The sequence below is a fragment of the Kribbella sp. NPDC104740 genome (genome assembly GCF_055583505.1).
The window spans coordinates 829776-842402 of the sequence record NZ_JBVJNV010000003.1; the positions used below are offsets into that span (position 1 = coordinate 829776).

The window sequence follows — 12627 nt, forward strand, 5'->3', positions numbered from 1 at the left end:
CAGGAGGACCGATGACGATCTACGCCGCTCCCGGGCACGAAGGCAGCCCGGTCACCTACAAGTCCCGCTACGACCACTTCATCGGTGGCGAGTGGGTCCCCCCGGCCAAGGGCCAGTACTTCGAGAACCCGACCCCGGTGACCGGTGAGAACTTCACCGAGATCGCCCGCGGCACCTCCGACGACGTCGAGGCCGCGCTGGACGCCGCGCACGGCGCCGCCCCCGGCTGGGGCCGCACCTCGGCGAGCGAACGCGCGAACATCCTGAACAAGATCGCCGACCGGATCGAGTCCAACCTCGAGCTGCTCGCGGTCGCCGAGACCTGGGACAACGGCAAGGCCGTCCGGGAGACGCTGGCCGCCGACATGCCGCTCGCCATCGACCACTTCCGGTACTTCGCCGGCGCGCTGCGAGCCCAGGAGGGCTCGATCTCGCAGGTCGACGACGACACCGTCGCCTACCACTTCCACGAGCCGCTCGGCGTGGTCGCGCAGATCATCCCGTGGAACTTCCCGATCCTGATGGCGACCTGGAAGCTGGCCCCGGCGCTCGCGGCCGGCAACGCCGTCGTCCTGAAGCCGGCCGAGCAGACGCCCGCCTCGATCCACGTGCTGATGGAGTTGATCGCGGATCTGCTGCCGCCCGGCGTACTGAACATCGTCAACGGGTTCGGCGTCGAGGCCGGCAAACCGCTTGCCTCCAGCAACAGAGTCGCCAAGGTCGCGTTCACTGGTGAGACCACGACCGGGCGGCTGATCATGCAGTACGCGTCGGAGAACATCATCCCGGTGACGCTGGAGCTCGGCGGCAAGAGCCCGAACATCTTCTTCGACGACGTCGCCAGCAGCAAGGACGCCTTCTACGACAAGGCGCTCGAGGGCTTCACGATGTTCGCGCTGAACCAGGGCGAGGTCTGCACCTGCCCGTCCCGGGCGCTGATCCAGGCCGGGATCTACGACGAGTTCCTGGCCGACGCCAAGGCCCGCACCGAGGCGGTCAAGCAGGGCAACCCGCTCGACACCGAGACGATGATGGGCGCCCAGGCCAGCAACGACCAGTACGAGAAGATCCTGTCCTACATCGACATCGGCAAGGCCGAGGGCGCCAAGGTGATCACCGGCGGCGAGAAGGCCGACCTCGGCGGGGACCTGAGCGGCGGTTACTACATCCGGCCGACGATCTTCGAGGGCGAGAACAAGATGCGGATCTTCCAGGAGGAGATCTTCGGCCCGGTCGTGTCGGTGACCCGGTTCGACGACTACGCCGACGCGCTCAAGATCGCCAACGACACCCTGTACGGGCTCGGCGCCGGCGTCTGGTCGCGCGACATCAACACGGCGTACCGGGCCGGGCGGGAGATCCAGGCCGGCCGGGTCTGGACCAACTGCTACCACGCCTACCCGGCGCACGCGGCGTTCGGCGGCTACAAGAACTCGGGCATCGGGCGGGAGAACCACAAGATGATGCTCGACCACTACCAGCAGACCAAGAACCTGCTGGTCAGCTACTCGCCCGACCGGGCCGGATTCTTCTAGGCCATGACGGACAGGGTGTCGTACACGGAGGCGGCGGCGGAGCTGCTCCGCCGTCTCACCGAGCTGCACGGACCACTGATGTTCCACCAGTCCGGCGGCTGCTGCGACGGCAGCTCACCGATGTGCTACCCGGACGGCGAGTTCAAGACCGGCGCCGCGGACGTGCACCTCGGCGACCTGGCGATCGAGGGGCTCGACAAACCGGTCGGCTTCTGGATGTCGGCGAACCAGTACGAGTACTGGAAGCACACCCACCTGACCGTCGACGTCGTCAAAGGCCGCGGCAGCGGCTTCTCCGTCGAGGCCCCGGAGGGCGTCCGGTTCCTGATCAGGTCCCGCCTGTTCAGCGACCAGGAGTCCATGGAGCTGGGCCTCCTCTAGAGCGAGTGCCGACCGTCCGGTGGCGTTGCCGGACGGCCGGCACTCTCATGTGACCACGCCGAGGGTGAGCAGGATGTTGGCGTACAGGCGTTGTTCGCCGGTGGCTACAGCTACGGCGAGTTCGGGGCCTCGGGCTGTGGTGTAGAACGCCTCGCGCTGGAGGGGTTGGAGCGGGGTGTCGGGGAGGAGCTCGCGGAAGCGGGTGTAGATGTCGGGTTCCTCGCCGGTGTCGGTGGCCATCACGCGGGCCGACTCGACGGGGACGACGCCGAGGAGGGTTTCGAGGACGTCGTCGACCGGGATCTGGCCGGGGCGGAGGTTGAGCCAGACTGTCTCGGCGCCGGGGGCGACCGCGGTCGCGTACGGGTAGTTGCCATCGGCAAGCAGTACGACGGAGCCGTGGCCGGACCGGGCCAGTGCTCCGAGCAGCGGCGGGTGGATCAGCGGGTAGCGCAGCACCAGGGTCCTCCAGGAGTATGGCGGCCGACCCCGGATCAGGGTCGACTCAGGGTAGGCCCAGACCCACCCCGGGACGGGGGCCTGAACCTCTGTCCCCACCCCGTACGCGACCCGACGATCGATGCCATGACCACCACGACAACCGTCCAGCCGAAGGTACCCGCTCTGCCGAGCAGCCCGCACCGGCTGCACCGGCCACTGGTCGCGGTCTCGATCGCGCTCGCCGTCCTGACACTGGTCGGGATCGGCGGCGCGCTGTTCGACGACCGCGACCTGCTCGGCCATCCGATCTGGATGAAGCCGCTCAAGTTCATGATCAGCTTCGCGCTCTACTGCGTGACGCTCGCCTGGATGCTGTCGCTGCAGACCAAGGCGCGGCGCCTCGGCTGGTGGATGGGCACGGTCGTCGCCGCCGGCGTCGCGGCCGAGATGGTGCTGATCGTCGGCCAGGTCGTCGTCCGCGGCCGGCAGCTGCACTTCAACCTGTCGACACCGCGCGACACGCTGATCCACGACATCATGGCCGGCACCGTCTACGTCATCTGGATCGCCGTCCTGGTGGTCGCGATCCAGCTCCTGTTCGACAAGCCCGGCGACCGCGCGCTGCGCTGGAGCATCCGGCTCGCCCTCGGTACGACGCTCGGCGGCATGCTGCTCGGCAACCTGATGTTCCGCGCGACACCCGCCCAGCAGGCCGCCACCGAGGCCACCGGCCGCGAGGACTTCTTCGGCTCGCACTCGGTCGGCGTCGAGGACGGCGGACCGGGGATGCCGATCACCGGCTGGAGCACCGAGGGCGGCGACCTGCGGATCGGCCACTTCCTCGGCGTGCACGCCCTGCAGCTGATCCCGTTGCTTGCCCTCGGCCTCGTTCTGCTCGCCCGCCGGTACGCCGTACTGCGCGCCGAAGGCCCGCGGACCGCCCTGGTCGCGATCGGCGCCGCGGCGTACGCGGGGTTGATCTGGCTGGTCACCTGGCAGGCCCAGCGCGGCGAGCCGCTCGTCCACCCCGGCGCCTCGACACTGATCGCGCTCGGATCGTTGCTCAGCGCGACCGTAGTGCTGTCACTGACGGTTTTCCACCGTGCACGAAGGACAACCCTCGACTAGACATATTTGTGCCGAGTTCTCTTCCGCCGGGCCGGACGCAGGCTTAGTGTCGGCCCGGACGGGTCGTGGAGGGCGACTCGCGCACACAACTTCATGGAGCGTTTGTGAAAGTTTCAGGCAAAGGGCGGGGGCTCCTGGCAGTCTCTGCCGTGTCCGCGACCGCCCTACTGGCCGTAGCTGCCGGCGGTGGGGCTTCGGCCGCCGTAGCAGCCACTCCGACCGCCGGCGGCGAGCACAGCCCGTCGGTCGGCGCGAAGGAGCGCAAGGGCAACTTCGACGCCCGCACCCCGAGCGCCCGGACCAGCTTCGCGCGGGCCGCGAAGGTGGTCGGCAAGGACACCGCGGCCGCGGAGAAGTTCCGCGACTCCCTCGGTCCGCAGGGCATCGTCGGTATGGACGAGAACACCGGGACCCCGGCGCAGGTGACCAAGCTCAACGGCTTCCTCACCGCCGCGAGCACCAAGAAGGCCACCCAGGTCGCGCTCGACTACATCAAGGCGCACCCCGAGGTCTTCAAGCTCACCGACTCCGACCTGGGCACCCTCAAGCTCCGCAAGGACTACGTCGACGACCTCGGCACGCACCACATCTCGTGGGTGCAGGTCGTGGACGGCCTCGAGGTGTTCGGCAACGGCGTCAAGGCCAACGTCACCAAGGACGGCAAGCTGATCTCCGTCCAGGGTGCGCCGGTGGCCGGCCTGGTCGGCCTGGCCAAGGCCCGGGCGGCGGCCGCCAAGCTGAGCCCGGCCGCCGCGCGCAGCGCCGCGACCGAGGACGTCGGTGGCGCCGCGAAGAACGCGACCGCCAAGACGGCCGGTACGACGACCACCTGGACCAACGGCGACTGGGCCAAGGAGGTCTGGTTCCACACCGCCGACGGGCTGCGCAAGGGCTGGTCGACGTACACCAACGGTGGCGGCTCGCTGATCTACACCCACGTCATCGACGCCCAGACCGGCGCGCTGCTGTACCGGCGCGACCTGTCCAGCAAGGCGACCGAAGGCATCGGCGACGCGCTCGTCCAGGACAACTACCCGGGCGCCCCGATGGGCGGCGTGCAGCGCACCGAGAACCTGATCTACAACAAGTGGCTGCCGAAGAAGGCCAAGACGCTGCTCGAGGGCACCTCGGTCGCGGCCTTCGCCGACGTCAACGACGACAACCAGCCGAACGCCGGCGAGACCGTTCCCGCTCCGGGCACGGCCACCTCCTCGCAGTACAAGCTGGTTCCGTTCCAGTCCAACCCGCTGTGCTCGGCGGCGTTCGTCTGCACCTGGGACCCGGCCAAGCCGGACTCCTGGAAGACGAACATGAACCAGGACGTCACCAACGGGTTCTACCTGGCCAGCAACTTCCACGACTGGCTGGCCAAGCCGCCGATCAGCTTCACCAAGGCGGCCGGCTCGTTCGACGCCGACGGCGGCGACCCGGTCCTGCTGAACGCGCTCGACGGCGCCGCGACCGCCGCCAACGGTGGCCCGGACGCGAACCACATCAACAACGCGAACATGAACACCCCGCCGGACGGCACCCCGCCGACCATGCAGATGTACCTGTTCGGCTCGCCCGGTGACGACGCCACCGTCCCGAGCAGCTCGTCGAACTCGGCCGAGATCCTGTACCACGAGTACACCCACGGCCTGTCGAACCGGCTCGTCGTCGACGCAGGAGGCAACTCGACGCTGAACAGCATCCAGGCCGGCTCGATGGGTGAGGCGTGGAGCGACTTCTACGCGCTCGACTACCTGGCCTCGCACAACCTGGAGAAGGACACCACCGCCAACGGCGAGATGCGGATCGGCAAGTACGACACCGCCGGCGGCACCATCCGCACCCAGCCGGGCGACTGCCGGGTCAAGGCCAAGGAAGCGGCCTGCGTCGGCCTCGACGGATCGCAGGGCGGCTACACCTACGGCGACTTCCCGACCATCGGCGGCGCGCCGGAGGTGCACTCCTCCGGTGAGGTGTGGACGCAGACCCTCTGGGACCTGCGCGAGCGCTTCGGCCGGTCGTACGCCGTCAGCATCATCACCCGCGCGATGGAGCTGTCCGCGGCCGACCCGACCATGCTCGACATGCGCAACGCGATCGTGCAGGCCGACCTGGTCGCCTCCGGCGGCAAGAACGCCGGCATCATCTGGCAGGTCTTCGCCAACCGCGGCATGGGCTGGTACGCCGGTGTCCTGGACGGCGGCGACTCCACCCCGGTCGAGGACTTCCACATCCCGCCGACCGGTGCCACCACGACGATCAGCGGCAAGGTGACCGACTCCGACACCAAGGCGCCGGTGGCCGGCGCGCTGGTCTTCATCGGCGGTCACGCCTCCGGGTACGCCGGTGACTACTCGGCCGTCACCAAGGCCGACGGCACCTACTCGATCGACAACGTCTTCCCCGGGACCTACGGCAAGTTCGTGGTCTCCGGTGCGGGCTACGAGATCCTCGGCAACGCGCTGAAGGTCAAGGCCGGCGGCACCACGGCGAACTTCGCGCCGCGGCGCAACTGGGCCGCGGCCTCCGGCGGCGGCTCCGTGGTCGACTTCAACGGCCCGGACTTCAGCCCGCAGTGCGGGCCGGCGTACGCGATCGACTCCAGCCAGGGCACCGGCTGGGGCAGCACCACCGGCGACGACAACGGCACGCCGGCCGGTGTGATGATCCCGAAGCACGTCGACATCAAGCTGCCGAACCCGGTCACGGTGTCGAAGTTCTCGGTCGACCCGTCGAACACCTGCGGCGACCCGGGCAGCAGCTCGACCGGCAAGTACCGGATCGAGACCTCCACCGACGGCACCACCTGGGCCACCGCCCAGGAGGGCGAGTTCACCGCCGCGAACCGCGGCAAGTACACCGAACTCACCCCGTCGGCGGCGACCACGAACGTCCAGTACGTGCGGTTCTGGATGCTCAGCCCCCAGGTCCCCGACTTCGCCACGAACTGCCCGGCCGGCGCCTTCGGCGGCTGCCAGTTCACCGACATGACCGAACTCCAGGTCTTCGGCACGAAGTAACACCTGGCTAGACCCTAGAAGGGCCCCAACCGGATCCACCGGTTGGGGCCCTTCGTCATGCAAAGCCAGAGAAGAAGAACAGAAAAAGAAAGAAAGAGAAGAAACACAGTGAGGTCGGCGCACGGTGGAGGCCGGCTCTGAGCTGACCGTTGCTTGTGGTGAAAACAGTCACTCCCCGCAAGTGAGACACAACACGCCAGCGTGATGCGGGGCTCATCGACATGACTGGTCGGTAACCAGCCAATAGCATCGCTGGTATGCAGATCTTTGCGGTCGTGGTTTCGCTGGTGGTGGCGCTGGTCGGGGTTGCCTTGTTCGCCAAGACGATCGGGCACATGGTGTCGGTGGTTCGGCTCGGGCAGCCGGTGCGGCGGGCGGATGCGCCGGGGCAGCGCACGGTGACGCTGGCGAAGGAGTCTTTGCTGCACACGCGGATGCTGCAGTGGAGTCACATCGGGGTGCTGCACTGGTTCGTGGCGTTCGGGTTCATCGGGTTGTTCCTGAGCCTGGTGACGGCGTTCGGGCAGCTGTTCGACGCGCACTTCGCGTTGCCGGTGATCGGGCACTGGTTCGTGTTCGAGTGGGTCAGTGAGTTCCTGACCTGGACCGGGCTGGTGTCGATCATCGGGCTGATGGCGATTCGGCTGGCGAACCTGCCGAAGGGTGAGAAGGGGCGGTACAGCCGGTTCTTCGGGTCGCGGGCCTGGCAGGCGTACTACGTGGAGTACACGATCCTCGGGGTGCTGGTCTGCATCCTGCTGCTGCGGGGGCTGGAGTACCAGCTCGGTGCGGGCAGCAAGTTCCACTTCCCGAGCACGTTCTTCGTCGGACAGGGTCTGTTCGGGAACCTCTCCGAGCACCAGCTCGAGAACGCCGTCTACCTGGTCGCGATGGTGAAGATCCTGATCTCGTTCGCGTGGATGATCACCATCTCGCTGAACGCGACGATGGGGGTCGCCTGGCACCGGTTCACCGCCTGGCCGAACATCTGGTTCAAGCGCAAGGCCGACGGCGGTACGGCGCTGGGTGCGCTGCAGCCGATCATGGTCAACGGCGCGCCGATCGACTTCGAGAACATCGAGGAGCTCGACGAGGACGCGGCGCTCGGGGTCGGCAAGGTCGAGGACTTCACCTGGAAGGGGCTGCTCGACTTCACCACCTGTACCGAGTGCGGCCGCTGCCAGTCGCAGTGCCCGGCCTGGAACACCGAGAAGCCGCTGTCGCCGAAGCTGATCATGATGGGGCTGCGCGAGCACGCGTACGCGAAGGCGCCGTACCTGCTGGCAGCCGAGGACGACCGCAAGTCGCTGTCGCAACTGGTGCTCGACGAGCAGGAGAAGCCGCTGGTCGGCGCGGCCGACGTCGCGGTCATCGACGAGGAAGCGCTGTGGGCCTGTACGTCGTGCGGCGCGTGCGTGCAGCAGTGCCCGGTCGACATCGAGCACGTGGACGCGATCATGGACATGCGCCGCTACCAGGTGCTGATCGAGTCGTCGTTCCCGTCCGAGCTGAACGGGCTGTTCAAGGGCCTGGAGAACAAGGGCAACCCGTGGAACATGAACCCGTCGGGGCGGATGGACTGGGCCAAGGACCTGCCGTTCGAGGTGAAGCAGGTCGGCACCGACGTCGAGACGCTGGCCGAGGTCGAGTACCTGTTCTGGGTCGGTTGCGCCGGCGCCTTCGAGGACCGCGCGAAGAAGACCACGCAGGCGGTCGCGGAGCTGCTGAACATCGCGGGCGTCAGCTTCGCCGTACTGGGTGACGGCGAGACCTGCACCGGCGACCCGGCGCGCCGCGCGGGCAACGAGTTCGTCTTCCAGCAGCTGGCGATGCAGAACGCCGAGGTGTTCAAGGAGACCGGCGCGAAGAAGGTCGTCTCCACCTGCGCGCACTGCTTCAACACGCTGAAGAACGAGTACTCCCAGCTCGGCGTCGAGCTCGACGTCATCCACCACACCCAGCTGCTGAACCGCCTGGTCCGGGAGAAGAAGCTGACCCCGGTCGCGCCCGCGGACAGCACGCTGAACGGCCAGAAGATCACCTACCACGACCCCTGCTACCTCGGTCGCCACAACCAGGTGTACGACGCCCCGCGCGAGCTGCTCGAGATCATCCCCGGGGCCGAGTACGCCGAGATGCCGCGCAACAAGACGAAGTCGTTCTGCTGCGGCGCGGGCGGTGCCCGGATGTGGATGGAGGAGAAGATCGGTTCCCGGATCAACGTGAACCGGACCACGGAAGCGGTCGAGACCGGCGCGGACAAGATCGCCACCGGCTGCCCGTTCTGCCGGGTGATGCTGTCCGACGGGCTGACCGCGAAGCAGGCCGACGGCTCGGCCCGCGAGGAGGTCGAGGTCAGCGACGTCGCGCAGCTGCTGCTCGCGTCGGTCAAGCGCGGCGAGAGCTGATCACGCTGAACTGACGACCCGGCGCGGACGACGCGCCGGGTGCGTTGCAACAAGCTGCAATTTCCCTTCCCAGGCAGGGCTCCGAGCCCATAGGATCCGGCGTTCGATCCACCTGGGAGGGGAAACGCACTGTGAGGGTTCGTACACGAGCGGCTGCCGCGCTGGCCGTGGTACCGCTGGTTCTGGGGGTCGCTGCCTGTGGTGGCGGCGAGGAGCCGAAGGCCGGCGACCAGCCGTCCACCACGACGTCGACCACGTCGAACACACCGGCCAGTACGCCGTCAGCGCCGCCGCCGTCCGCGGCCGCACCGGCCGTCGTCCGGCTGGACCGGGCGACGTTCCTGCCCGCGATGAACACCGCGCTGGCCAAGCAGACCAGCTACCGCACCACCGGCAAGATGACCGCCGGCGGCTCGGTGCTGATGACGATCAGCGGCGTTCAGCAGGCCAAGCCGCCGGCCGCGTCGATCACGATGACGGGTGCCGCGTTCGAGGGCAAGACCGCCAAGATGGTGGTGGTCGGCAAGACGCTGTACATGTCGATCCCGGGCGCGACGCCGGCCGGCAAGTACGCCAAGATCGACACCACCGACCCGGAGATGGCGCAGTTCAGCGAGCTGGCCGGCAGCGGTGACCCGACCAAGACCTTCGACTCCTTCAAGGGTGCGCTCAAGGGCGTGAAGTTCGTGAAGTCGGAGACGATCGGCGGCGTGAAGCTGGACCGCTACGACCTGACCGTCGACACCGCGGCGGCGCTCAAGGCGCAGGGCAAGAAGATCCCCGCCGAGGTGCCGAAGACGATCACCTACTCGATGTGGATGGACGGCGGCAAAATGGTCCGCCGGCTGTCGTTCGACCTGATGGGCGTCGCGATGGTGATGACGATCGACCCGACGACCGCCCCGGTGACGATCAAGGCGCCGGCCAAGAAGAACATCGTCAACTGATCAGTGCAGGTACGAGGCGCCGTTGAAGTCGAGGACGGCGCCTGAGGACCAGCCCGCTCCGGGCGACGCCAGCCAGTGCACCGCCGCGGCCACCTCTTCGGCGGTCGCGATCCGGTTGAACGGGCTCTGCGCCCGGAGCGCGTCGCCCTCGGCGCCGTTCAGGCGCTGCGCGACCATGTCGGTGCCGATGAAACCGGGCGCGATTGACGTCACGGTGATGTCTTGCGGCGCCAGCGCGACCGCCATCGACTGACCGAAGGCCTGCAACCCCGCCTTCGAGGCCCCGTACGCCGGTACGTCGGGCTCGCCGCGCGACGCGCCGCGGGAGCCGACGTTCACGATCGCGCCCCGCCGGACGCCGTCCTCGGGCTCGGTGTCGATCATCTGCCGCGCCACGCACCAGGTCAGGTGCGCGGCGCCTTCCAGGTTGACCGCGAGGGTCCGCCGCCAGGCCGCGACCCACTCGTCGTACGGCGTGTCCGCGATCGGGTGCCCGATCCGTCGCGAGCCGGCCACCGGCTCCTCGACGTACAGGGCGGCGTTGTTGACCAGGACGTCGATCCGGCCCAGGACGGCGGCTGATTCCTCAACCAGGGCAGGGATCGCGGCCGGGTCGCCGAGGTCGGCCACCACCACGCCATGACCCTCGCCCGGCAGCTGCTCGAGGATCACCCGAGCCTGGTCGACCGCGCCGCGGCAGTGCAGCACGACCCGGTCGCCGGACGCCGCGAACACCTTGGCCACCTCGGCCCCGACGCCGCGTGACGCCCCGGTGACGAGCACTCCTCTGGACACCCTGGTCCCCTCTCGTTGGCTGGGCTTCATTCTGCCTGTGACACCACCGCGACGACAGGGTGACATCAGAAGAGGTTGACAGTGACGTCACCATGACGTCATGATTGCGTCATGGAACTTGACCACTACCTCGAGTCGGTCCGCCGTAGCGTGGAGAACGCCACCGCGTTGGCCGACGATCAGACCCGCTCCGTGGCGCAACGCCTCGGAGCCACGCTGGATGACGCGGGCCGCCTGGCCCTCATCTCAGCCCTGTCCGACGCCGCCGGGGAGATCAGCCGCGAGCTGTCCCCCGGTTCGGTGGAGCTCCGGATGGCCGGCGGCCGTCCCGAGTTCGTCGTCACCCCCGCCCCGAGTCAGCTGACCGGCGCGGACGACGACCTGGACGACTCCGACGACGACAACGACGACTCCACCGCGACCGACCTCGCGCTGGACGCCGACGAGCCGACCGCGCGGATCACGCTGCGGCTGCCGATGTCGGTGAAGAACAAGGTCGACGAGGCCGCGACCGCCGAGGGCATCTCCTCGAACGCGTGGCTGATGCGGACCGTGATGACCGCCCTGACCGGCGACCGCGGCCGCCGCGGTGGCCCCCGGCCGCCCCGGCCCCCGCGCCCGCCGCGCGGCGGGATCTTCGGACCGGACGGCCCGCTCGGGCCCGACGGACCGCTGGGCCCGGACGGGGTCTTCGGCCCCGACGGCGTGCTCGGTCCGGACGGACCGTTCGGGCCGGACGGCGTGTTCGGCGACGGACGGCGCGGCGACCGCGGTGAGCGGCGCGGCGAGCGTGGCGACCGCCGCGACCGCGGTGACCGGGGCCGGGGCAACCACCAGGGCCGCGGTGGGCGCGGACCGGGACAGCGGATGACGGGGTGGGCGCAGTGAGCGACTTCAGCACGCAACTGGTCGGTGAGCCCGGCGAGGTCGACCGGGTCCGGATCGAGATCGGCGCCGGACGGGTCGAGATCGTGCCCGTCGACGGCGACCGGACCCAGGTCCAGATCGACGTCGAGCACGGCACCGAGGACGACATCCGCTACAAGCTGTCCGGCAGCGAACTGGTCGTCGAGACCACCAAGAACCACCGGCGCGGGCCGGAGGTGCACGTGGTGATCCAGACCCCGGACGTGCTGGCGGCGCGGATCAAGACCGGGTCGGGCGACATCACGGCCCGCGCGGCGCTGGGCGAGTCCCGGCTGTCGACGGGGTCGGGTGACATCCGGCTGGAGCGGGTCGAGGGCACGCTCGCGGCCGGCACCGGCAGCGGCGACATCCGGATCGAGCAGGCGGCGGGCGCCGTCCGGGCGAACACCGGGTCGGGGTCGATCGACATCGAGCAGGCCGACGGCCAGCTCGCGCTGTCCACCGGGTCCGGCGACGTCCGGGTCGGCGACGCGGCCGCTCCGACCACCGTGAAGGTCGGTTCGGGCGACATCACCATCGAGCGGATCCGCGACCACTCGGTCGCCACCTCCGGCTCCGGTGACGTCCGGGTCGAGCTGGCCGACGGGCCGAGCGTCCGGGCCGAGACCGCCCGCGGCGACGTGCAGATCGGCGTACCGGACGGCGTACCGACGTACCTGGACCTGAAGACGGTCACCGGCCAGATCCAGTGCGACCTGGAGCCGAGCGAGCAGCCGGCCGAGGGTGAGCGCTCGCTGGTCCTGCGGGCCCGCACCGTGTCCGGCGACATCACCGTCGTACGGGCCTGAGGCAACAAATCGACACACGGGGACTACCGAGGGGAGAAGCACGATGATCACCGAGCACCAGGAAATCGCGCGCCACCAGGTCGCCGAACAGCTCCGTCAGGCCGAGCTGCGGGCCCTGCGCAAGCAGAACCGCGCCGACCACGAGCGCAAGTACGGCGTCAACGCCCCGCGACGCGAGCTGGCCGGCGCCCTGCGCCGGCTGGCCGACCGTCTCGAACCCCAACCCCGCCACCGCAGGCCCGGTCTGTCTGTGGTCCGCTGACTCC

At 69.0% G+C, this 12627-nt stretch carries 11 protein-coding genes; 9 read left to right on the forward strand and 2 right to left on the reverse strand.

Features of this window, described 5'->3' with window-relative positions; genetic code table 11:
• Positions 1 to 11 precede the first annotated feature (11 nt).
• Complete coding sequence (gene adh, locus ACZ6Z4_RS20070; RefSeq protein ID WP_465566178.1) at positions 12 to 1535, forward strand: aldehyde dehydrogenase; 1524 nt, start codon at positions 12 to 14, stop codon at positions 1533 to 1535.
• Positions 1536 to 1538: 3 nt separating this feature from the next.
• Entirely contained in the window at positions 1539 to 1916 is a 378-nt protein-coding gene (locus tag ACZ6Z4_RS20075) for a DUF779 domain-containing protein (RefSeq protein ID WP_465566181.1), read from the forward strand.
• 45 nt (positions 1917 to 1961) lie between these two features.
• Here ACZ6Z4_RS20075 and ACZ6Z4_RS20080 read toward each other — a convergent pair whose 3' ends face one another.
• Positions 1962 to 2375, reverse strand: coding sequence for an RbsD/FucU family protein (locus tag ACZ6Z4_RS20080; RefSeq protein ID WP_465566184.1), 414 nt, complete (start codon positions 2373 to 2375; stop codon positions 1962 to 1964).
• A gap of 126 nt (positions 2376 to 2501) precedes the next feature.
• On the opposite strand from ACZ6Z4_RS20080, the gene ACZ6Z4_RS20085 reads away from it, so the two are divergent.
• The 4 genes from ACZ6Z4_RS20085 (at position 2502) to ACZ6Z4_RS20100 (ending at position 9851) form a co-directional block, all read left to right on the forward strand.
• On the forward strand, positions 2502 to 3485 hold the full coding sequence (locus tag ACZ6Z4_RS20085; protein ID WP_465566187.1) for a hypothetical protein: 984 nt from the start codon (positions 2502 to 2504) through the stop codon (positions 3483 to 3485).
• 149 nt (positions 3486 to 3634) lie between these two features.
• Positions 3635 to 6496: a M36 family metallopeptidase gene (locus ACZ6Z4_RS20090; RefSeq protein ID WP_465566190.1), complete on the forward strand. Its 2862-nt coding sequence runs from the start codon at positions 3635 to 3637 to the stop codon at positions 6494 to 6496.
• A gap of 257 nt (positions 6497 to 6753) precedes the next feature.
• A complete protein-coding gene (locus ACZ6Z4_RS20095; RefSeq protein WP_465566193.1) occupies positions 6754 to 8904 on the forward strand; it encodes a (Fe-S)-binding protein in 2151 nt (716 codons plus the stop codon).
• Positions 8905 to 9035: 131 nt separating this feature from the next.
• Entirely contained in the window at positions 9036 to 9851 is an 816-nt protein-coding gene (locus ACZ6Z4_RS20100) for a LolA-like protein (protein ID WP_465566196.1), read from the forward strand.
• Here ACZ6Z4_RS20100 and ACZ6Z4_RS20105 read toward each other — a convergent pair whose 3' ends face one another.
• The gene (locus tag ACZ6Z4_RS20105) at positions 9852 to 10646 is read right to left on the reverse strand and encodes an SDR family NAD(P)-dependent oxidoreductase (RefSeq protein ID WP_465566199.1); all 795 of its coding nucleotides are present in this window, start codon (positions 10644 to 10646) and stop codon (positions 9852 to 9854) included.
• Positions 10647 to 10757: 111 nt separating this feature from the next.
• On the opposite strand from ACZ6Z4_RS20105, the gene ACZ6Z4_RS20110 reads away from it, so the two are divergent.
• Genes ACZ6Z4_RS20110 through ACZ6Z4_RS20120 form a run of 3 tightly spaced genes read left to right on the forward strand, consistent with a single transcriptional unit; the run spans position 10758 to position 12623 of the window.
• Positions 10758 to 11534 carry a hypothetical protein gene (locus tag ACZ6Z4_RS20110; RefSeq protein ID WP_465566202.1) on the forward strand — a complete coding sequence of 259 codons (777 nt, stop codon included), beginning with the start codon at positions 10758 to 10760 and terminating at the stop codon, positions 11532 to 11534.
• Complete coding sequence (locus ACZ6Z4_RS20115; RefSeq protein ID WP_465566204.1) at positions 11531 to 12361, forward strand: DUF4097 family beta strand repeat-containing protein; 831 nt, start codon at positions 11531 to 11533, stop codon at positions 12359 to 12361. The genes ACZ6Z4_RS20110 and ACZ6Z4_RS20115 overlap by 4 nt, the downstream gene beginning before the upstream one ends.
• A 43-nt stretch (positions 12362 to 12404) precedes the next feature.
• The gene (locus ACZ6Z4_RS20120; RefSeq protein ID WP_465566207.1) at positions 12405 to 12623 is read left to right on the forward strand and encodes a hypothetical protein; all 219 of its coding nucleotides are present in this window, start codon (positions 12405 to 12407) and stop codon (positions 12621 to 12623) included.
• Positions 12624 to 12627: the final 4 nt, after the last annotated feature.

What these genes read in the sequence shown, in the direction of transcription:
- adh (WP_465566178.1), top strand. Translation starts at nt 12, where the DNA reads ATGACGATCTACGCCGCTCCCGGGCACGAAGGCAGCCCGGTCACCTAC.
- ACZ6Z4_RS20075 (WP_465566181.1), top strand. Translation starts at nt 1,539, where the DNA reads ATGACGGACAGGGTGTCGTACACGGAGGCGGCGGCGGAGCTGCTCCGC.
- ACZ6Z4_RS20085 (WP_465566187.1), top strand. Translation starts at nt 2,502, where the DNA reads ATGACCACCACGACAACCGTCCAGCCGAAGGTACCCGCTCTGCCGAGC.
- ACZ6Z4_RS20095 (WP_465566193.1), top strand. Translation starts at nt 6,754, where the DNA reads ATGCAGATCTTTGCGGTCGTGGTTTCGCTGGTGGTGGCGCTGGTCGGG.
- ACZ6Z4_RS20110 (WP_465566202.1), top strand. Translation starts at nt 10,758, where the DNA reads ATGGAACTTGACCACTACCTCGAGTCGGTCCGCCGTAGCGTGGAGAAC.
- ACZ6Z4_RS20120 (WP_465566207.1), top strand. Translation starts at nt 12,405, where the DNA reads ATGATCACCGAGCACCAGGAAATCGCGCGCCACCAGGTCGCCGAACAG.